Genomic DNA, 21469 nt, shown 5'->3' on the forward strand with positions numbered 1-21469 from the left:
AGACGCTTAAAGAGAGCAACGCGGGGGAGATCACACCGGTTTCCCCTCTCCGATGTGTACACGATGCAAGAGAGGGGGAGGCAGCGTTAGGCTTGATCTGCCAGTTGGTAGGCGCGTTCCGTTGCCGGGCGGTTGCGGATGCGTTCAAACCAGTTACGCACCGCCGGATAATCCGCCAGATCGATGCGCTGGCGCGGATGAGACACTACCCAGGGATAAGTCGCAATATCGGCAATGCTGTAGTTGTCGCCGCCCAGGTAAGGGTGCCGTTGCAACTCGGTTTCCAGCACGCCATACAGGCGTTTGGTTTCCTGCTGGTAGCGTTCTATCGCGTAGGGGACGGGCTGCGGTGCATAGTGATTGAAGTGATGATTTTGCCCGAGCATCGGCCCAAATCCGGCGACCTGCCAAAATAACCATTGCAGCGTTGCTGCCCGTTCGCTAACCCCTTTGCTGAGCAGTTTGCCGGTTTTCTCTGCCAGATAGAGCAGGATCTCGCCCGATTCAAACAGGCTGATTGGGGCCCCACCGTCAACGGGTTGTTGATCGACGATGGCTGGGATTTTGTTGTTGGGGGAGATGGCCAGAAACGCTGGTGTGAATTGATCGCCAGCACTGATATTTACGCGATGGATACGAAAAGGTAAACCAACCTCCTCCAAAAACAGGGTAATTTTGTGCCCATTGGGAGTCGGTGCGTAATACAGATCAATCATATGATAATACTCCTTATAATTTACCATTACAAAGTGATTTAAGGTTGTGTGCTCAACGGTTATTGTGAATCAACATGCTGTTTTATAACAATTTTATTATGTGATGTTGTTTCTTGTTGTCTCACCAAATCCTACTAAAAACCACTGTCAATTAAAGCCATTGAAGCAATGAAACCCGGCTGCTCTGACAAAGCTGATACTAGTGAAAATCGTGGGTTAAGGATCACCTGCGGCGCTACCGGCATTAAAACTTTCTTCTACCGCTACACCAGCCCCATCACTCACAAACTTACCCAAGTCAAAATCGGCCATTTCCCCAATATCACCCTAGCCCAGGGTCGTGCTGAATTGCAAATGCTCAAGCTGGTAATAAATGAAGGCCGATGTCCTGCGAGCGAACTAAAAGCTGAAAAAATCACAAACAGCAAGCCGAGTTGGCTACGCAGCAGGCCGTCTTCACGGTAAAAGATTTAGTCGAATTGCACCTGACCGAACGCATTGAAGATCGTCATGGGAAAGATGGGAAGATTATCTTGGGGGCTAGGAACTCAACAAGCCAGTATGCTACGAGAAGAACCCTGACAAAAGATGTTGTTGAGAAAGTAGATGATCGGGCTGCTCAGGATGTGACACGTAAAGATGTGATTGAACTTGTTATGGCTGCGGTTTAACGTGGGGCAAACGTGTTGGCTGGTAGTGTGCTGCCTATGAATTTGCTCTCGGCCTTGGTAAATTAGATGAGAACTTTACCGATCCTGCATCACTGGCAAAAGCAAGTATTTCTCAAGCGAAAGTGAAGACCTGGCAAGCGCGTTTTATCAGAAAGTGAATTGGCGCAGAGGCGCGATTGGTTGCCTAATTCTAGCTTTCCACCTAATGTTAAAAACGTTTTACTGTTGACACTATTGACCGGGTGTCGCACGGGTGAGATTTGTGCATTGGCTTGGGGAAATGTTGATCTCCAAAAAGGCACCATTCACCTGAAAGAGACTAAAACAGGTAGCGAAAGGCATATTCAGCTATCAAAGCAAGCAATCGACTTTCTTAAATCACTTCGAGACTCTTCGACTCATTACTTTTTTACCTCGCGGAGAACCAGTAAACCGATTACCCAGTATTTTCTTAATAAAGATTCACACCGCTTACGCGAACTTAATAGAATGATCGATATCCCGCCTTGGACGCCACACGACCTACGCCGAACCGTACTGGCTTAGCTCGTCTTGGATGCCCCAGTTAAGTCGCCGAGGCCGTTTAGGCCATTCCCGCAAAGGTATCGAAGGCACCTATGATATTTATAGCTACGAGGCAGAGTGTAAGGTCTGGCTGCAAAAATGGGCTGATTATCTCGATACTTTGACTGAGTAAAAGTGATTAATGGCTTATATTCCTCCCAGTTTATGAATCTCCCTTCAAAGGAGCCACTGGCTTGCACGCAACCAGTCAGATTGCCCTATTTGTTGTGCGTATCTTCGAATAGAACTCTGAGTAGAGGCTCAAGAGTAGGTTAACCTTTAGCTTATACTGTTTCTTAAAGAGGATATGGCTGGAACAATTTTGCTACCACCGAATGGTTAACCTTTTTTTTGAAATAGTGATTCATAAGTGATAAATTGTTCCTGTATTGTCATATAAAATTTGAGTCAGTGATGAATACATTGGCTGGAAGAAACTCTTCGCCGTATAGTGAATTATGGAGAGTGGCTTGTCGCAGACGGAAATACGGCGAAGCCTGGTTTTTCTGACTTGTTTTGTCGGTAGTTCCTGTTCGTGACGGATTAGATGCTATCAGGGGGCGGTTCCCTGCATTTTATGAGTACAACAGACAGAGGATTTCATGGACGATTTTTCTCAGCCCAGGGTTATTGCTCACCTTCCCGAAGAAGGGCAGACTTTACTGTTTTACGCTGTCGAAGGCACCGAATCCCTTTCCTCATCTTTCATCTATACCATCACGTTGCTGAGTCAGATACCGCTAGCAACCCTGAAAATACTTCTCGGCAAAACCATCACCCTAGAAATCCCGCTTCAACACAGTAGCGAACCACGGTATATCAACGGGTTTATCACCCATATCAGCCAGACCACCACGGAACTGAAAGGCACCCAGTATCAGCAATACATCCTCACCGCTGAATCCGTTTTGTGGCCAATGAAACTGGACCGGAAATTCCGAATCTATCAGGAAAAAACCGCTCCGGAAATTGTCAAAGACGTGTGTGAACGTTTCGGTATCACGCCGGAAATCCGTTTGTCGGGCAGTTACCGCTCATGGGGTTACTGCGTGCAGTACGGTGAGTCCTCTTTTAACTTTATTTGCCGCATGCTGGAACATGAAGGGATATTCTGGTGGTTCCGCCATGAGAAAAACAGCCATACATTGGTGTTGTCGGACAGCCCGTATTCACAGCCGGTTTCGGGTTATGAAACCATCTCGTGGGTTCCTACCCCTTCAGGCAGTACCACGAAACGTGAGGGCATCCGTGGCTGGACAGTCAACTGTCAAACCACGCCGGGTATCAGCATCATTGATGACTACGATTTCCGCAAACCCTATGCACAATTGCTTCAGTCTGTACAAAATCCGGTGGCGCATCAACCGGGCAGCATCCCTGTTTACGAGTGGCCAGGACGCCTGGTGGAGAAAAATGATGCGGAGCATTATGCCCACCTGCGTCAGGAACGCTGGCAGATTGAGCATGAGATGATAACGGGCACGGGAAGCGCGGGGGGGATCACCACAGGCTACACCTTTACCCTGGCCGCCCATCCTTCACCGGAGCAGAATAAAGAATATTTTATCATCTCGTCCGCAGTGAATATTCAGGAGAACGTTTATACCAGCGGAGGCAAAGGGGGCTTTCATTCCGTTACGTTTACGGTCATTCCCACCAAAGTGCCGTTTCGTCCAGCGCGTACCGCCTCATGGCCCCGTACCCAGGGACCACAAACCGCCAGGGTGGTCGGCCCTGCGGGAGAATCCATCTGGACTGACAAGTACGGGCGCATTAAGGTCAGGTTCCATTGGGACACTGACGGCCCAGGGGATGATACCGGTTCCTGTTGGATACGCGTCGCCTCTCCCTGGGCCGGACAGGGTTACGGAGGGATACAGATACCCCGGGTGAATGATGAAGTGATAGTAGATTTCATCAACGGTGATCCTGATCGCCCTGTCGTGCTGGGCAGAGTTTACAATGAAGCCAATATGCCGCCGTGGGAACTGCCTGCGGCAGCCACACAGATGGGATTCTTCAGTCGCTCCAAGGATGGTGGCAAGGACACCGGCAACGGCCTGCGTTTTGAGGACAAAGCCGGTGGCGAACAGGTCTGGATTAACGCTCACCGCAACATGGATACCGAGGTTAAAAACGACGCGACCCATGCCGTCGGGAATAACCTCACTGCCACCGTCGGTGCCAACGAAAGCCACACCGTTGAGGCTGACCGTGACCACCGGGTGAAGGGAAATGAAACGGTCACCATTAACGGCAACCGGACGGAAACCATCAAGGGTAACGAGACCGTTTCCGTCGACGGTAGCCGAACGGAAACCGTCAAAGGTAACGAAACCTTAAGCATCACCGGGACGCGTACCGAAACCATCACTGATGTTCACACCCTGACGACAAAAAACAATCAGTTCATCACGGTTGAGGGTAAACAAACTCAGACCGTTATGCAGGACCGCAAGCACAGCGTACAGGCGAATGAAACCCTGCATGTCACCGGTAGACAGAAACTCACCGTTGATGGCAACCAGACCACCAAAGTGGTCGGGAAACAATTTGTCACCGTCGACGGGAAACTCACTGAAAAATACCACGAGGGGCAGGAAACCACCGTTACCGGTTATCAGGAAACCACCATCTCTGCCGGGCGAAACCTCCATGTCACCGGCAAGGATGAGCGCATCACCGTGGGTAGCATGACGGATTCGGCCTCAGAGAAAATCACGCTTTCAGTGAACGGCAGCGCCATTGTTATTGACGGTAGCAGCATAGAGATCCAAGCCGGGGGCTCCGTGATTAAGATTGATGCCTCTGGGGTTGCGGTTAACGGTACAAAAATCAAACTGAATGCCTGAGTGCAAGGAGAGCAGGATGGTATCACCAGCAGACAATCCGGTTATGCGGCAGGTTTCCGAACTCGCAGAACGTTGGCACTCCACCACGGACAAGCGTGAGAAAGGCAGTCTTGTCGTGTTCAGAAGCCGCGCAGACACGGCAGATCTGACTCATGCCTTACTGGCTTTTCAGGAAGAACAGCCCGGCGCTCACGGCATCAATGACCTTTTTGCCACTTTTTCATCACCTTTCCTGACGGGTTACGATTACTGCCTTAGCCTGTACCAAGAGCTGACCAGTCGGGCAGGTGCCAGCGAGCTTCCTGTTCCCCCCTGGATACCCGAACAGAAAGCGACCGCTCACAGCCCGGCGCTGTTTGCTGTTTTTGCCGACTTTATCCGACATCATCGGGCACTTTTTGGTCGCTTTGTTATCGTGCTCAACCCTGAATCTGTCAGTGATGACACCGCCTGGATGCGCTGGCTGCAACAGGCGGTTTCCCTACTCCCCGACAGGCTGTTGCTGGTACTTTGCGATACTCATGAAAATCCAGCCTGGCAGCCACTCATTGACAGTAACAAAGAGCGGAGCCTGCTCATCACCTGCCCTGCCAACGTCTTCAGCCTTATGAAAGACACGCTGCATCAGCAACCGGGTGGCGGTGATCCGGACAGTCAACGGTTCCGTTCACTGCTGTTGGACATTTTTATTCTGCTCGAACGCGGCACGGCACAACAGGTAGCTGACCGTGCACACAGGGCGCTGTCTCTGGCAACAGAAAAACAGTGGCATGCGCAGTGTACGGTGGTTCAGAACATGATTGCAGGAAGCCATCTTAAACACGGCGAGCCTAAACAGGCTATTTGCGCTTACCGGGAAGCGGTCAACGCTGCGGGGCGCATTCCGGAAAAAGCGCTGCGCCTCACGCTACTGACACAGTCCAGGTTCAGCCTTGCCGCGGCGCATTATGCCGACAGGGACTATCCCGAAGCCACGGTTCAATATGCTACCGGGGCAGGACACGCTGAAGAAGCCGGTAACAGCTGGCTGACCATTGAAGGCTGGCGCATGGCCGGACACTGCCAACTGATGGCAAAAAACATCGAAAATGCCTCTCACTACTTTGCCCAAGCCATAAAGTTTGCCCGGCCTCTGCCAGCAAATTCCCGGCAGATGACCTCGTTACCCTTTCTGTTTCAGGATTTACTGCTCTTTCACGACAGGGATCGTACTCAGGCACTGACCGACTGTGCTGATGAGTGGCTGAAGAAGAAAAGCGCCATTATTCAGGAGACGGAGCGTCTGTCAGAACAACTGTCTTCACCGGCCAATGCGGACGAGATTGATACTCTGGACTCACTGCTCAACAAGAAACTGACGGTGGCATTTAACCATATACGCGCCAACCGGGAGCAGATTATCAGGCAGGGGAATATCCCGTTTCAGGAGGTGACTCTGCTGGCCCGTCAATTGCTGCATCCGTACTGGGCAGGAGTCCCTGATATTGCACACCCGTTTGATGACGCCCCCGGAAACTGGGAGGCGCTACCAGATTATCTGAGTCCAGGAGAAGAAGAGATCGTGAACAATTTTATCACCCGCCACCAAAACGCTGGAGCAGTATGAAAACCTCTTCGAAATACCTTATCACCATTATCGCTGCTCTGGTGATTATCCTGTGGTTTTGCTTTACCGATGCTGAAAGCACCTCAGGCCCACGTGCCTTCATGCGCGAGTTGTTAAGAGCGCTGTTCTAAACAGGCCGGGGGAGACGCACGTATGGCTCATGCCAGTTCACACTTTGACCCGCAGTTGGGCATTGATTTGCATTTCTATCTGACCTGCCCGGTTCCCCTACCCACGCCGCATATCGGCATTGTTTTCGATATCCCCGATTACCTGCCGATTATTGGCGGTACCATTGATGTAAACGGGCGCAAACGCACCACCGCAGGCACCGGCGGCAAGTGCCTGCATATCCCCGTGGCCGGTGCCTGGTTACCCCCGCAGGGTTTCCCCATGGGCCCGATGGGCGAGGATGAACTGTTCATGGGCAGCCAGACCGTTTCTGCCGATGGCGACCCGTTCAGCCGCATCGGCGTCCCGGCCCTGAGCTGCAACGTGGTGGGGATGTTCCCGCCGTTTCGCGCCCGCAAGAAATTCAAGGTCAAACCCAAATCGCTGGAAATGCCCCTGACCTTTAACGTCGCCATCCCCAATAATGTCATTGTTGGTGGCCCGTTGACCGTCAATTGGGTTGCGCTGGGGATAAAAGCCTTTTTCAAGGGTTTTAAACGCTTTCAGAAAAGCAACCTCTACAAAAAAGCGATGGACAAATTCAAGGGGGTACGACAGAAGCTGTTCAAAAACATGGACTCGGGGTTCTGGAAATGTAAGGTGTTCCGCGCCGAGCCAGTGGATATCCGCGACGGCAGCGTTTATGTAGAGCACCAGGATTTTTCCCTGGCGGGGCGATTCCCACTGGTCTGGATGCGCGTTTATCGTTCATCCGGCGAGGAGATGCCAGGGGTATGCGGGCCACGTTGGTTGACACCGGCAGACACCACCCTGAGCTGGCACGCTGACCAGGGCGTCGGATTTTTCCGCTCTGCCGGGGGACTGAGCGTGTTCGCCGAACGGCCCGTTCTCCCCGGCGAAGCGCATGCGGTACCCGTTTTCCCTGCGGGCCGCCTCTGGTATACGGAGAATGACAACGGAACAGTGACCTGGACGGTCAGCGATGATGAGCAGGTTCGCTACCAGTTCACCACACCGCCGACCTTTGCTGCCTCGGTGCGGGAGTACCCCATCAGCGCCCTCGGTGATGGGGCGGGCAACGGCTGGCAGTTTATCCGCAACGAACAAGAGGAGCTCACCTGCATCCGGGAGGTCACTCACCGTGGCCCCACAGGCCGGGAGATACACGCCGAAACTGCCCAGGGGACGCTACGCGCCCTGGCTTTCCGGGCCCCACATGACAAACGTTACCGTCCACTGACCCGGTACGATTATGACGAGGCGGGTTACCTGCGCCAGGAAACCGATGCGGAAGGGTGCCCCCGGCATTACCGCTACCGTCAGGGGTATATGACCGCGCATACCGACCGGATCGGGCTGTCATTTTATTACGATTACGATGACCAGTGGCGCGTTGTCCATGCCTGGGGGGACCAGGGGCTTTATGACTACCGCTTTGTCTGGCATGACCTCCTCAATGAAGCCGAGGTCACGGATTCTCTAGGCAATACTTCCCGTATCCGTTTCAGCAGCGATGGACTGCCGGTCAGTGAAACCGACCCGTTAGGCCACATCACTACCTTCCTGTACAACGAGACCGGCCTGCCCGTCCAGGTGTCCCTCTCCTCCGGGGCAGTATGGCGGTGGGAATATGACGACTACGGCCAGATGACAGCAGAGATTTCGCCCGCCAGCCACCGTGAAACCTTCACCCGTGACCCGGCAGGCCGCCTCACTCACCGGACCGACGGCGAGGGACACGTCTGGCACTATGCCTATGACGCTCATGGCAATCTGCTGAAGGCAACCGACCCGACCGGCCTGGAACAGCACTACCGCTACGATGACTACGGCCAGTTGATAGAAAGCCGCACGGCGGATCTGCCGGGCCCGCTGGCCCGCTATGATGAATGGGGCTTTGTCCGCACGTTCACGTCGCCAGGTGTCACGCCCCAGCAGTTTGAGCATGATGACATGGGGAATATCATCACAATGACGGACAGTAACGGCGTTGTCACCCGTTCCTTCCACGACCGGAAAAACCGCCTGGTGGCACAGCAGCGCCAGGGGCTGATGACCCTGCGTATCAGTTGGGACCGGGAAGACCAGCCGGTGCTGTATCAGGACGACAGTGGCCGGGAAACCCGCCTGGAATACAGTGGCACCGGGGTGCTGTCTCGCTGTGTCACACCAGACGGCCACGAAGTCCGCTACCACTATGACACCGAAGAGCGGCTTGTCGGGGTGAGCAACCCGGCCAGACAGCGCTGGACGCTGGTGCGTAACGCCCTCGGGTTGATTGTGGAAGAACGGGATTACTGGGGACAGAGTACCCATTACGCCTATTCCCCCGATGGTCTGCTGGTCAGACGCACGGACCCGCTCGGCCAGGTGCTGCGCTATCGGTACAACCCAGATGGCGCGCTGACGGAGAAGCTGCCGGAAACCGGCGACATACCACTGACTCGATATGACTATGACCGGCGCGGGCTGTTGACGCAGTGTGACAATGCGCACCGCAAATTGTCATGGGAATACGATGCCACCGGGCGTGTCCGGGCAGAAATTCAGGATGGTTTTCGCCTAGAACACCAGTACAACACACAGGGCCAGTACTTCCAAAGGGCTAGCAGCGCCGGCCATCAGGTCAGTTGGGGCTACAACGCCATTGGCCAGACTGCACGGCTCCAACTGAATCAGGATGAACCAGCCACCCTCGGGTGGGATGCCTGTGGCCGTCTGGCCCAACTGAGCCTGAATGAGTCGCTGGTCAAGGCGTTTCATTATGACACCCACCACCGATTGACCTCACAGTCGTTAATGCACGGTGAGCAGCCTCTGTTCAATACCCAGTACCGCTGGGACAGGGAGAGCAATATCACCGAACGGCAGGACAGCCTGGACGGTTCCAGCCGCTTCACGTATGACCCCATGGGGAAACTGCTGGCCGCAACACAGTCTGACGGCACTGTCCTGCACTTTATCACTGACGCGGCGGGCAACCACATGGCAACCACCGTCAGGTCGGTCAGCGATGCACCCGGCGGCTGGTTCCGGGAGGGGATGCGCGGGGCGACCCGTTATATCTATGACCGGGCGGGCAACCTGCGCCAGCGCCGGAACCTGAGCCTGCCGGACAGCAGGCAAGACCTGGTCTGGGATGCGGAGAACCAGCTTATCCAGATGCACCAACACGGCACCGTGACCCACTACGGCTACGATGGCTTGGGGAGGCGTGTCACCAAGCAGGGAACGAAAGACAACCGGGTGTTTTTTTGGCAGGGCAACCACTTGATTGGCGAAGCCCGGTCTGAAACCTCGCTGCCTGAATCGGCATCAGTGTATGACCTCCAGGCCCCACATCAGCGCAAGCAGCAGATAAAACAACTGCTGCCCACCGTCAGGGAGTACGTCTATCTGCCGGGCAGTTATCAGCCTTTGGCGCTGATGACCGAGGAAACGGCTGACCGTGCCAGCTACTGGTATGAATGCGACCCGAACGGCGCGCCGATAAGGCTGATCGATGTTCAGGGTACGCTGGTCTGGCATCAGCAGCATAGCGTATGGGGCGAACCCGGTCCGCAACGTGCCAATACCATCGAGAACCCGCTGCGGTTCCAGGGGCAATATTACGATAAAGAGAGTGGTTTACATTACAACCGTTATCGGTATTATGATCCGCAGAGCGCCGCGTTTATCAGCCAAGACCCGATAGGGCTGGCGGGGGGGGTGAACCTGTATGCCTACGTTAAAAACCCTCTTACATGGATAGATCCACTTGGATTATCAGGTTGTGCTGTTACACGAGCGGCGGAACATCGCAGTAATTTAGGCGGAAAACCTGGAGGAATTGGCAAAGGAAGGAATATAGCAACTTCTAATTATGATATTGATGGAGTATCAGGAGTTGCTGATGCTGTCAGTGGTAGAGGGTCTATTCCAGGGTTTGTTGATATTCCTGATCCAAATAACCGTTTATTCACAACAACGACTGTTTCCCATCCACGAGCCTTTGATTCAGAAGCTAAAATATTAGAGCATATTGGGAGTAAAATAACACCTGACTCTAAAGGTACTATCAATCTGTTTTCTGAGTTGCCAATATGTGATTCATGCCAAGGGGTCATTAGGCAATTTGGAGATATGTTCCCTGGCGTGAAAATAAATATTCTTCAATAGGTGTGAAATGAATAAAGAATTGTATATTGAGGAAATTGATAAGATTGTAAGTGTAATTACTAAGAAAGGTATGCCTGTTATAGGGTGTACTGAAAGACAAATCATGGCTTTGGAGGGGGAATATGGGCCATTGCCTTGTTTTTATAAGATTTTCTTAAGAAAGATGGGAGTGTCCGCTGGTAATTTTAAAGAGGGTACTTGGTTTTTCTTTAATGAATTGCAAGATATAAATGAAGAAACTCGTAATTTAATGAAGGATAATAATGTGATCCCTCCCTCTAATATGTTTGCATTTTTAATGCATCAAGGCTACACATCATTATTATTTGTTGATGTGGTTAGTTTTGATCCTGCTGTTTATTGTTACACAGAGGGAGAGGATGTAATTGATATTAATATGACATTTAGTCAGTTTATGAAAGCTGAAATAAATAACTATTTTTCTTAAGAAATAGCCGGAGGTGCTCCGGCTACTTTAATGGTTGCTATGCCAACATATTACTCTGCTGAACTCGAATTATCGGTCAAGTATTCAATATGTTGATTGCAGTGTAAAATCTCCGATTTTGAATGTGGGGATAGGATGGCTAAAGTCGATGTAAGGTGTCCATTTTGTGAACAGACAGACCCTGTAAAGAAACACGGTTATGCTAAAAGTGGTCATCAGCGTTACCGTTGTCAGTCCTGCAAACGCACCTTCCAGCTTGATTATGCCTATCGCGCCTGCCAACCTGGAATGAAAGACCCATCGTTGACATGGCGATGAATAATGCGGGTATTCGTGACACTGCGCGGACGTTACATATCAGTATCAATGCCGTCGTGCGCACTTTAAAAAACTCTCGCCGCGGAATGTAACCACGCTGCCACTGGATAACCTGCATATTCAACTGATTTGCGAAGTGGATGAGATGTGGTCGTTTATCGGCAACAAAAAACGCCAGCGTTGGTTATGGTACGCATGGGAGCCACGGCAGATATAAAAATAAATTAATAATTATCACCATAAAAAGGTTAAAGAGTGTTATGGTGAAATTTAATTGTTTTATAATAAATAGAAATAGGATGATGGATAATGAGTATTTCACAATTTAATTGTGTAACATGCATTGATAGAAAATCAATACTCGGGCATGACTCAGTATGGAAGATATATAATTTCGGTGTTGCGGAATTTATGCATAATTACGATCCGCTCTCTATTGTAAGTTCAATCATCACTTTTATGAGATCTGCCGATGGAGCTGTTGACTGGCATAGCGATGGTGTAGCCGTTACAGAATTAATCCCATTTTCAATTAGCGAACAGATTCAGGGCGGATATCTTGAAATTTATAATGGTCTTACTGAAGAAGGTAAGGCTATATTTGAAAGCGGTGAAATAATCACCTCAAATAAAATAATCGGTCTTGATCATAAATGCGGATACAGCACATTAGGGCAGTTTATTGGTATTTTACACCGTACTGCCCCGATTAGTGTCGGTGAACATGTAACATTAGTCCTTAACTTGTACTCACAAGAAAAATCATTCATTGATGATAACCGGATGTTCTACTTAGCGGCAGATAATGACTTAAATAGTGGTTGGGTCCATGAACTTAAACAAGATGTTTGTAACAATCAGCTTCCTGCCTATAGAGAATATATGCACAAACTTGATGCGATAGGCAAAGCGGACTTAATATGATTAAGCTTCCCCAAGCACCGCTATTCGGTTTAGCTGCGATTGCTTTATGGTCAACTAATGCCCCAGTTGCTAAATGGATTTTTCAGTATTACCCAGTATCCTATGTGCAACTACTTCAATTTATTGGTGCATTATCTGTTTTTATATGTATGCATAAACTGAATAAGAAAAAGGTACAAGGGCGTATTAGCCTTAAAGTAATCCTTATCGGCCTGATTGGATTAGTCGGTACTATGATTTTTCAGTATTTGGCTTTTGCAATGGCTCCAATATTAGCTGCTAATCTAATCGCCTATTGCTGGCCACTGATTCTTGCTTTTATGTTTATCATTGCAGGAACTTCTAACTCGCCTTGGATATTGGCTCTATGCTCAGTAGCTGGTTTTATCGGTGTTTCAATGATTATCAATACGGGGAATGAAGTTATTTCATATAATGACTGGCTTGGATACATGTGTGCCTTGCTATCGGCTATATGTATGGCATCATATTCATTTCTAATTGGTCGATATCATGTTTCCAGTGCTCAGGTATTAATTCCAGCTGCTTGCATCGGAGTGATTATTGCTGGGGTCTGGGTGGCATGGGAAGGAGTTTCTTTAAAGCTATCTCCACTGATTTTTGCAGGACTTTATCTCGGCGTAGGTCCGATGGGACTGGGTTTTTTATTTTGGTCTATAGCAATGCGTAAAGATCTCAGCGGAAGAACTTCCTTGTTAGGTTATCTGACTCCAGTAACTTCAACATTTTTGTTATGGCTGTTTGGTGAAACTCTTGGGCTATATAGTATTTTAGGGGTTTGTTTGGTATTTCTGAGTTGTATCATTGTTGGTGTCAGTTCGGGACGCTCGGAAAAATCGATTCAACCTACGACCTTATAACGGCTTTGTTGAATAAATCGAACTTCTGGCTGCAATCCGGATCAGATCACCACATTCCTGATCCTGTAGCGGTATCCCGTGGTAAAACAAAAATTTAAAATCAACCACTGGGCGGCCTACAACAAGGCTCTCGTCAACCGGCTTAAAAGTCTTCGGTGAGGGCGACTGGAAGGTGAAAATGCACGGTCAGGAAAGCGACGCATTTGGCGAAAACTGCACCTTGCTGTAGACGCCGCTCACGAGGTTATCTGCGCTGATCCCACCGCGAACCCGCGCAGATTACTGCCCAGTGGAATATATCGAGTGAAATCAGTCAGTAGCGAGGCTTTGACCACCGATTGCGGGAACGCATCGGCTATGTACCTCCGGTTGAAGTCAGCATAGTGTTGTTCAATGCCCCCTCCCATTTGTGAAGGAACAAAAGCCCAACTATTCTAACTGATATCCCGTTGGAGTTTTCCTCTGTGGCATTAAAACCTCTTGTTGTGTGGGTTAATGTTACCTTTCAACTGTTATTGCCGTTGAGCCTTTCCTTTGCCCCAGTAATAGCAAAAATGCTAGCTCCTGCACCTCTAACCAAGCCTGTTACGCTGTATGAAACCGAGCCATATACCTTGGGAATAGGTGAAACTGTCTATAGTGTGGCAAAAAAGCAGCATATTACGCTGGATGAGCTAAAAAAGGTTAATCAGTTTCGCTCATTCTCAAAACCGTTTAATCAACTGGGGAGCGGCGATGAAATTGATATCCCGACTGCAACATCATTGCGCTTAAAAAACCAGCAAACAGAAGCTTCCCCAGCGGTACCCCCTTCTCAGCATGAAGAGAGGCTAGCACATGGCCTGTTAAAGGGGACCACACTGTTAGCCGATGATAACACCCCGTTGGCAGCGGCTGGTATGGCGCGTTCGATGGTGGTGGGTGAAATCAATGATTCGGCACAACATTGGCTGAGTTCGTATGGGACGGCGCGCGTTCAACTTAATCTTAATGATGACTTCAGCCTGGAAGGGAGCTCGATCGATCTTCTGGTACCGCTTTATGATGACAGAAAATCGCTTTTATTCAGCCAGTTAGGGATGAGAAACCAAGACAGCCGCAACACCGTCAATCTCGGGGCGGGTGTTCGGACTGTGCAAGATAATTGGATGTATGGGGTTAATGCCTTTTTTGATCGTGACATGACGGGTAAGAACGACCGTGTCGGCTTTGGGGTAGAAGCCTGGACGGATTATCTGAAGTTATCGGCTAACAGCTATCTGGCTCTTACCGATTGGCATCAATCCCGGGATTTTACCGATTACAATGAACGCCCTGCCAACGGCTATGATCTACGAGCAGAGGCTTATTTACCCGCTTATCCTCAGTTGGGTGGAAAGTTGATGTTTGAGCAGTACCGGGGTGACGAAGTGGCATTGTTTGGTAAGGATGACCGGCAGAAAAATCCCTATGCGATCACCGCGGGGATCAACTATACACCGATCCCCCTGATCACTATCGGAGCAGAGCACCGTGCCGGTAAAGGTAGCCGCAACGATAGCAACATCAGTGTGCAACTGAACTACCGTTTGGGGGAATCCTGGCAGGCGCAAATTGATCCCTCTGCGGTGGCAGCAAGCCGTACGCTGGCCGGTAGCCGTTATGATCTGGTGGAGCGTAATAACCAGATTGTGCTGGAGTACCAGAAACAGACGCTAATCCAATTGGCATTGCCGGATCAAATGACCGGAAGTGCCTTTGAAACGATCAAAGTGGATGCGCAGGTGACGGCGAAATATGGGCTTGAACGCATCGATTGGGATAGCGCATCGTTGGTGGCAGCCGGGGGAGCGGTAATACAAACCTCTTCACAAAGCATTTCGATAAAATTACCCCCTTACAGTGCAGGCAATAATAATTACACGTTAGCTGCCGTGGCTTATGATAATCAGGGCAATGCTTCAAACCGCAGTACCACGCAGATCGTTGTCACGCAGCAAAATGTCAGCATAGTCAATTCCAGCATTCAGGCATCCCCGGCCGAAATACCTGCTGATGGCGTTGCCAAAAGCATGATTACCTTGAATTTAAAAGACGTTAACAATTTTCCGGTTCAGGGAATGGGGGACCAACTGACGGCGGATTTGCATTTTACACCGAATACGAGTGCAGCCCAACCTATCAGCATCCCGCTGTTGAGTGCCGTTACTGAGACCGCCCCGGGGGTCTACACCTATCAGTTAACGGCAGGGTTCTCCCAGGGAGAAGCTATTATTGCGCCAACCATTAATGATATCTCTCTGGCTTCAGCTAAAGTTAATTTAATCGCGAGTAGTCAGGTCCTGAGCCCAGAAAACTCCCTTTTTAGCGTAGAACCAGTAGAAATCATTGCGGATGGTTTGCAGGCCAGTACGTTGGAGTTTACCGCCCAGGATAGGGATCACCAGCCGATTAACGGGTTAACGGTGGCCTTTGAGGTCACGGGTATTCCAGAGGTTACTCTGAGCGCGGTAACGGAAAATAACGGCGTGTATAGCGCCAAACTGAGTGGAATAGTCGCAGGCACGGTAACCGTAGTTCCTACGGTAAATGGTGCCGCCGTGGAGATGAAGTCACACGACGTGGTACTCACCGCCGATCGCAGCGCTGCCACCATTGAGCTGATGGTGATTAGCGATCATGCATACGCTAATGGCGTTGATGTTAATAAGGTTGAAGCAAGGGTAACCGATAGCCATGGCAATCCTATCGATGCTACCGCAGTGGAGTTTGAGGTAGACAATGGTGCGACAGTCCTACCCTCTGCGGACACGACAGATAATGAGGGGCTGGTGACGGTGAAGCTAGCCAATGTTAATCCCGGAGTCACCACGGTGACCGCCACCATCGGTGACTATCTGGCAAGTACAGAGATCTCTTTTGTGCCAGAAACACCGGTCAAATTGCTGATATACAGCAACGGCGCTGAGCTGATTGGGCATCCGGTCGTTGGGGATAACCTCCTGGCCGTTGCAATGTGTTCAATTGCCTTGTGTAACGGAGTACCAATGAATTATCAGTGGGAAGTGGAGTCATCTGCAGGTTCGGGGGTGTTTGTCGATATTCCTGGCGCAACCTCAGAAACATTGACGGTGACGGCAAACTTACAGAAACGGGCTGTTCGAGTGGTATCGCATTAGGACCGGGGTTTTATCATTATTCCAGGCGGCTCTGGAGGGTGATTCAAACATTGATTTTGAGTACAGCAGAGGAAAGAAAATAATGAACAACAAAATTGGCTCACGCAGAGGGCTGGTGCCTCTGCTATCGGGAATGTTACTCAGCATGCTGATAGTCGGTTCTGCCTGGTCGGCGGTGACCTCCAGCCCGACTTCCACCGTAAGAGGGCGGGCCCCGGTAGTGACGCAGAGCACCATCGTTTCTGACAATGCCAGCGGCAATGGTTTGATCGATATCGGTGATACCTTAAGTATCGGTACCGCAGGGGCGTTCAGCGATGCGGATGGTGATACGGCGATACCGGAAACCTATCAATGGCAGGCTGATGGTGCAGATATTGCAGGGGCGACCAGCAATACCTATACCATTGTGGCCGGAGACTTGGGCAAAGCCATTACCGTGTTAGTGACTCCGCACACCGACCCGGCCATTACCGATCCGGCCATTGGTTTAGTGGTTCCCTCCAATACCTTGACCGTTATTGCGGGTGGGACAGTCACCGGCGTGACGGTTACCGGTGAAGTTGGTGGCTATCCACAGGTTGACTCTACTCTGACTGCAACAGCAACCTGTGCGGGGGGAACCTGTACTGGCGTGACCTACCAGTGGCAGCTTGAAACTGGCCAGGGAACAAATACTTACAGCGACATAAGCGGAGCAACCAGCAGCACCTATACTCCAGTGCGGACAGACCAGAGGCTGAGAGTTCAGGTGGTAGTCAGCAACCCTGTGGCTCAGTAATAAAGGGTCAGCCCAGGCATGCTTAAGGTGTGCCTGGGCCAATGGGTTTAACCAATCAGTATGATGGATACGTTGGATGCTGCATCGCAATGATATCTCTAAGGTTTTAGGATTCAGGATAGTACTGGTTCTGATCGTCGTGATGAGCCAGGTGGTGCAGGCTGTCCAGCAATCCACCCAGCCAGTGCACGGGCGACCACCGACCACCACGCTCTCGGTAGACAATGCCAAACCGCGGGCGGGGGAGGTCATTATCGTGACATCGTCCTTCAATGATGTGGATGGCGATGCGGAACAGGGAACGACCTACCAGTGGACGTTGGACGGTGCTGCCATTAATGGGGCAACCAGCCCCAGTTATACTCTGGAGCTCAGCAACATCCTGGCGGGCAGTGCGTTGAACGTGATCGTAACCCCTCAAACCAACCCCGATATTACCATTCCAAGTGAAGGACTGCCGGTTCAGCTAGCTAGCCCTATCAATATCAAGTGGCAGCGGATGTTTTCCAGCCTGGTATGGGCCGAGTCTCCTCTGGGGGCGGTTGCCGATGGGCTGGCGGTGAACACCGTACATGCTACCGTTCAATATCTGGATGGCACGCCTGTCGTGGGCGCAACGGTGCTTTTCGATGCCGATAATATGGGCGCGATATTGGCCAGTGCGCAAACTGGAATTGAGGGCGAGGCAACGGCTTATGTGACGAATGTGATCGCCGGTACCACTCAGGTAACGGCCAGGATTGATGATGATGCTCAGTCGGTCAATACGCTGTTTGTTGCTGGCCCTGTGGAGGTTGTGCATGCGGAAGTCACCCAGGACAATGCGCTGGCCAATGGCATTGACGATAATAATGTGCTGATTTATGTCGAAGACCGCCATGGCAACAGTATTGAGGGTGAAACGGTAAACTTCACCGCGACCAACGGCGTAACGCTGCTGGCGACCAGTGGCGTGACGGACAGCAACGGTGAGGTGAAAATAACCCTGACCAGTGACACTGCCGTCAACAGTGATGTTACGGCCACCACCGCCAACGGTGTTTCAGCTACCGTCAACGTGGCGTTTTTTGCTGACGTGCAGATGACACATATCTTGGCCAACGGCGCCTCTTTCTCGGCTGATGATGGTTTCCCTAAAACAGGTTTTACCGGTGCGGAATTTCAGTTGGTGGTCGGCGAGGATCCTACCGGGAACAGTTCCTATAGCTGGAGTAGCGATCAGAGTTGGGCCAGTGTGGATGGCAGCGGTAATGTGAGATTTAATCAAGAACCGACATCGGCTAATAATCGGGTCACCATTACGGCCGAACATACAGGCAATGGCTCAACGTTAACCTATCAATTTGCCGTCAACCGCTGGTTCAGAAATAATAGCTACTTCCTTATAGGGGTTAGTGAGGCTGCCGCTTGGTGCAGTTCCCAAGGGGGCGGCTACGCGGTGCCGAGCTACAGTGAGATGACAGACCGAACCCCGATAGCCCAGACAGGGGCCAACCGGGATGCCAATGCCAGATTATGGAATGAATGGGGCAGCATGAGTCGATACTCTAACGGTTGGTTTGCGGGTAACTATTGGGTGAGGGAGCTTACCGCTGCCGGTAACGAACGGCATTATGTTTACCTGGGGAACGGTAATTTATTCAGTTTCCCGTTAGACGGCGTAACCTACGTGACTTGCTCAACCTCTCTATAGGCTAATAAGGTAGCACATAGGTTTTATCGGCCAAGCCCTCGCCGAATAAGGTGGGGGCAACAAGGGCGTGCGTGTATTTAGGGATGTAAATCCTGCGACCGTTTGCTGCTGATCTTTTTCATCGCCCGGTTTTTATAACAGTTGATGGTTTTTAGCCGGAGCTTGAGTTTTTTGGCGATCTCATCAGGCTGTGCACCGCTGTAGATTTCGTTGATGACGATCAGCTCTTGGCCGGTCAGATACTGCCGGATCGTGGCTTCCTCTACCTCGGCATCAAACTCATTCTGCACCGTTTGGCGAGGGAATATCGATAGCAAGATATCCTCTACGCAGGCATTTTTATCCAGAGTGATAAAATGGTTGTACATATCCGGGTTGGTCAGGCACAGGCTGTTTTCGTACATCAAGATGATCTTGGCAGCCAGCGTTTCCTGCTCTAGGGCAGCATATAGCGCGGAACAGGCACCGTAATAATTAATAAAGCCACAGCTGCAATCCAAAATAAGAAAATCACAGGCGCTATTTCTCAGCTCTGGCAGAGTGTGAGCCTCAAATGTCTCTTTCTCGAAGGGCAATTCATGCAACGCTATTTTATCGTGGGCCAACGTTTCACCGTGCCTGAGCAGCGCGTGTAAACCAACGGAGAAATAGCGGTCATTACTCACCGTGTAGATATGAATATCAGGCATAGTTGATCATCCTAATCAGTAATAATCCTATCTGGTACGCGCTTTGGCAGATGAACCGCAATCTTGTCGATTGCGTGTACGGTTTTTTGTCGATTTTTTGAAAATCAGGATGATTTTTTTACCGCACATCCAGCAGCAGCCTGCACCCTCTGCGTAGGGGGGAACATTCCCTGTCAACTCGATAGAAATATCACAATGTGGGCAACAGGCGACATACTCGCAGTAAACCATTAAAATCGCTCATTCCATTGATTTATATTGATAATTTATATTGTATAGGATAGCAGAGTTGATTTTAATGATCAATAAAATAGATCGATTTGATAAAAACAATTGATTTTATCGATAAGAGGCCATTTATTTCAATGAAATCAAAAGATAAGAAAGGTTGTTTAACGGGCTAGTAAAATCCTAAGAATACCCCACAATCATTCATTTATGATATATGTTTTGATTTTATTATTTGGAATATGGATGGTTAATATTTCTCGTCTGCGTTCATTTTGGCGGCAGGCATATTGATGGTGTAGGCGAGGGGGCACGGTAATTTACGGCAAGAGGAGAGGGGTAATGGCAACAGCTTATCGGGTGCTAAATGCTCCCGGTATGATGGCCGGGAGCCCATGAGATTACTTCAGGAAATCTTCACGCTGTGGAGTGAAGGTATCCAATAAAGTGCCGGCCTCCAGGCACACGCAGCCGTGTACCACGTCAGGTTTTTTGTACAAGGTATCTCCGGCACCCACTTCCTTGGTGACGCCATCAATGGTGAAGCTGAAGCGGCCAGAAAGTACGTAGGTCAGTTGTTCGTGCGGGTGGCTGTGCAACGGACCGATAGCGCCTTGGCTAAAGTTGACCTCTACCGCCATCATGGTGCCGCCATGGGCGAGAATGCGGCGCGTAACGCCGTTGCCTAAATCCTCTAACGCACAATCCTGTTTGTAGATAAACATGGCTGTTCCTCAGTGTGTAGTGCCATCAAGCAAAGAGATCGTCCGGCAAACGGGCAAGATACAGTGCGGGTTCACCCTCAAAATCTGAGGTGAATAGCACTTGCCGGTTGTCCGGGGTAAAGGATGGGTGCGGATGCGTTACCTGACGATCGCCATTCAGCACGCGCCATGAGCTGTTATGTGCGGCCAGGCGTGCCTGACGCTGCTGCTTGGCATCGAATACGTAAAGCCACGGGTCGTTCTCAATGGTGTAGCCTTGTGCATCCTTGATATCAACCGGGGTAGCCGAGCCGTCACCAACCAGCAGGCTGCCATCATAGTTACTCATCAGATGAGAACAGGCAGGCATACTCATTACCACCTCGTCCTGGCCGGTTTGCGGATCGTAACGGCAGATATTGCGCTGCTGCTGCCCTTTCATATAAGAGACGTACATCAGGGCCGAGCCGTCCGGTACCCAGAATTCGTGGGTGCAGCTCTCGCCTGGCGCGTGATCTTTTACCTTACGCATATTGCTGCCGTCTTCGTTGATCAGCCACATGCGGGCATCAACCAGATCGTGTGGCCCTTCATGGCAGAAGGCGACACAGTCGCTATGGTGTGGGCGATAGATTGGGTGGCCCAACCAGATGCGGTCTTCATAGATCACGCGTGATTCACCGCTGGCCAGATCGACACGCAACAGGCGGCAATGTGGGTTTTTGGTGAAGAAGCTGTGGAAAATTTTCCAATCGGTCAGGGGTTGCCAATCCTCACGATCGATCTCAATGCCGACCAGGCTGGTGCATTCACTGTTGGCAACCCAGGTACCGTAGCCAACCCACTCTTCAGGCACTCGATACACGGTTTGTTCATTGCCGTTGCTCAGTTCTACCCGGCGCAACTCACGCTCATTCTTCACGTAATACAGGAAACGATCGTCCGG

At 50.7% G+C, this 21469-nt stretch carries 17 protein-coding genes and 2 pseudogenes; 15 read left to right on the forward strand and 4 right to left on the reverse strand.

Translation table 11 applies throughout. The features are described 5' to 3' along the window. Positions 1-86: 86 nt before the first annotated feature. A complete protein-coding gene (gene yfcG, locus ACLQ7H_RS08855) occupies positions 87-716 on the reverse strand; it encodes a GSH-dependent disulfide bond oxidoreductase (RefSeq protein WP_411752337.1) in 630 nt (209 codons plus the stop codon). 168 nt (positions 717-884) lie between these two features. Between yfcG and ACLQ7H_RS08860 the strand changes: the two genes are divergently transcribed. The 15 genes and pseudogenes from ACLQ7H_RS08860 to ACLQ7H_RS08930 all read left to right on the forward strand — a co-directional run bounded on the left by ACLQ7H_RS08860 (position 885) and on the right by ACLQ7H_RS08930 (position 18902). Continuing rightward, on the forward strand, positions 885-1181 hold the full coding sequence (locus ACLQ7H_RS08860; protein WP_411752338.1) for an Arm DNA-binding domain-containing protein: 297 nt from the start codon (positions 885-887) through the stop codon (positions 1179-1181). Next, a complete protein-coding gene (locus ACLQ7H_RS08865; RefSeq protein WP_411752339.1) occupies positions 1151-1387 on the forward strand; it encodes a hypothetical protein in 237 nt (78 codons plus the stop codon). The genes ACLQ7H_RS08860 and ACLQ7H_RS08865 overlap by 31 nt, the downstream gene beginning before the upstream one ends. Positions 1388-1621: 234 nt before the next feature. Continuing rightward, positions 1622-1933: a tyrosine-type recombinase/integrase gene (locus ACLQ7H_RS08870; protein WP_411752353.1), complete on the forward strand. Its 312-nt coding sequence runs from the start codon at positions 1622-1624 to the stop codon at positions 1931-1933. 620 nt (positions 1934-2553) lie between these two features. After that, on the forward strand, positions 2554-4803 hold the full coding sequence (locus ACLQ7H_RS08875; protein ID WP_411752340.1) for a type VI secretion system Vgr family protein: 2250 nt from the start codon (positions 2554-2556) through the stop codon (positions 4801-4803). Between the two features lie 16 nt (positions 4804-4819). Further along, positions 4820-6409 carry a tetratricopeptide repeat protein gene (locus ACLQ7H_RS08880; RefSeq protein ID WP_411752341.1) on the forward strand — a complete coding sequence of 530 codons (1590 nt, stop codon included), beginning with the start codon at positions 4820-4822 and terminating at the stop codon, positions 6407-6409. Continuing rightward, complete coding sequence (locus ACLQ7H_RS08885) at positions 6406-6540, forward strand: hypothetical protein (RefSeq protein WP_411752342.1); 135 nt, start codon at positions 6406-6408, stop codon at positions 6538-6540. The genes ACLQ7H_RS08880 and ACLQ7H_RS08885 overlap by 4 nt, the downstream gene beginning before the upstream one ends. 22 nt (positions 6541-6562) lie before the next feature. Then, positions 6563-10699: an RHS repeat-associated core domain-containing protein gene (locus tag ACLQ7H_RS08890; protein WP_411752343.1), complete on the forward strand. Its 4137-nt coding sequence runs from the start codon at positions 6563-6565 to the stop codon at positions 10697-10699. A 7-nt stretch (positions 10700-10706) separates the two neighbouring features. Beyond that, positions 10707-11147: an SMI1/KNR4 family protein gene (locus ACLQ7H_RS08895; RefSeq protein ID WP_411752344.1), complete on the forward strand. Its 441-nt coding sequence runs from the start codon at positions 10707-10709 to the stop codon at positions 11145-11147. A gap of 135 nt (positions 11148-11282) precedes the next feature. Further along, positions 11283-11673 (forward strand): annotated as a pseudogene (locus tag ACLQ7H_RS08900) (IS1 family transposase); the annotation flags it as partial. A gap of 101 nt (positions 11674-11774) precedes the next feature. Beyond that, positions 11775-12389 (forward strand): hypothetical protein, encoded by a 615-nt coding sequence (locus ACLQ7H_RS08905; RefSeq protein ID WP_411752345.1) that lies wholly within the window; start codon positions 11775-11777, stop codon positions 12387-12389. Then, the gene (locus tag ACLQ7H_RS08910) at positions 12386-13270 is read left to right on the forward strand and encodes a DMT family transporter (RefSeq protein WP_411752346.1); all 885 of its coding nucleotides are present in this window, start codon (positions 12386-12388) and stop codon (positions 13268-13270) included. Before ACLQ7H_RS08905 ends, ACLQ7H_RS08910 begins: the two co-directional genes overlap by 4 nt. A 127-nt stretch (positions 13271-13397) precedes the next feature. Further along, a pseudogene (locus ACLQ7H_RS08915) lies at positions 13398-13528 on the forward strand (IS5/IS1182 family transposase); the annotation flags it as partial. 206 nt (positions 13529-13734) lie between these two features. Beyond that, the gene (locus ACLQ7H_RS08920) at positions 13735-16428 is read left to right on the forward strand and encodes a ZirU family protein (RefSeq protein WP_411752347.1); all 2694 of its coding nucleotides are present in this window, start codon (positions 13735-13737) and stop codon (positions 16426-16428) included. 82 nt (positions 16429-16510) lie between these two features. After that, positions 16511-17209, forward strand: coding sequence for a ZirU family protein (locus tag ACLQ7H_RS08925; RefSeq protein WP_411752348.1), 699 nt, complete (start codon positions 16511-16513; stop codon positions 17207-17209). A gap of 76 nt (positions 17210-17285) precedes the next feature. Further along, positions 17286-18902: an Ig-like domain-containing protein gene (locus ACLQ7H_RS08930; RefSeq protein WP_411752349.1), complete on the forward strand. Its 1617-nt coding sequence runs from the start codon at positions 17286-17288 to the stop codon at positions 18900-18902. 77 nt (positions 18903-18979) lie between these two features. Here ACLQ7H_RS08930 and ACLQ7H_RS08935 read toward each other — a convergent pair whose 3' ends face one another. From ACLQ7H_RS08935 to ACLQ7H_RS08945, 3 genes are all read right to left on the reverse strand, one after another. After that, on the reverse strand, positions 18980-19591 hold the full coding sequence (locus ACLQ7H_RS08935) for a LuxR C-terminal-related transcriptional regulator (RefSeq protein ID WP_411752350.1): 612 nt from the start codon (positions 19589-19591) through the stop codon (positions 18980-18982). Between the two features lie 629 nt (positions 19592-20220). Beyond that, entirely contained in the window at positions 20221-20544 is a 324-nt protein-coding gene (locus ACLQ7H_RS08940; RefSeq protein WP_411752351.1) for a cupin domain-containing protein, read from the reverse strand. Between the two features lie 25 nt (positions 20545-20569). Continuing rightward, positions 20570-21469: oligogalacturonate lyase family protein (locus ACLQ7H_RS08945; RefSeq protein WP_411752352.1), on the reverse strand; the 900-nt coding region annotated here is incomplete at its 5' end.

The sequence above is a fragment of the Serratia sp. (in: enterobacteria) genome, from assembly GCF_046715635.1.
Lineage (GTDB): Bacteria > Pseudomonadota > Gammaproteobacteria > Enterobacterales > Enterobacteriaceae > Chania.